Genomic DNA, 612 nt, shown 5'->3' on the forward strand with positions numbered 1-612 from the left:
ATTTAGAGCTAGAAAACAAGAGGGCTAAACTCAATCTTGTTTATGATGGATTTGTCAAGAAATTTGGCTATCTCAATGAAAACAAAAACCGCAAGGACATCAAACAAGATTTGTATGGCGCTAAAGTTTTAGGATTAGAAAAAGACTTTGAAAAAGAAATCACCCCTAGAAGCGCTAAAATGCAAAACATAGAGCCAAGGCAAGCTCAAGCTAAAAAAGCTCAAATCTTTTTTGAAAGGACTTTAAACCCCAAAAAAGAACTCATCATCACTAACGCTAAAGAGGCATTAATTGCAAGCGTCAATCAAAAAGGGGGTTTGGATTTGCATTTCATTAGGGATCATTTTAAAACCCAAAGCTTAGAAACCACGATTAAAGAACTTTTAGAGCAAAAACTGATTTATAAAGACCACAAGGATAATGGCGGCTATATTTTAGCGAACGATTATTTGAGCGGCAATGTGAAAAGAAAACTCAAAGAAGTGAAAGAAGCCATCAAAGAAGGCGTGGAGGGATTAGAGGCTAATGTGAAAGATTTAGAGCGGATTATCCCTAAAGATTTGAAAGCCACTGAAATCATGGCTAATATCAACAGCCCTTGGATACCCACTC

The 612-nt window shown here is 36.6% G+C and carries 1 pseudogene; it reads left to right on the forward strand.

The window, feature by feature from the left end:
* Positions 1 to 612: pseudogene (locus tag EAL49_RS08215) on the forward strand (helicase); the annotation flags it as partial.

It is taken from the genome of Helicobacter pylori, assembly GCF_003637665.1.
In the GTDB taxonomy this organism is placed as follows: Bacteria; Campylobacterota; Campylobacteria; order Campylobacterales; family Helicobacteraceae; genus Helicobacter; species Helicobacter pylori_CK.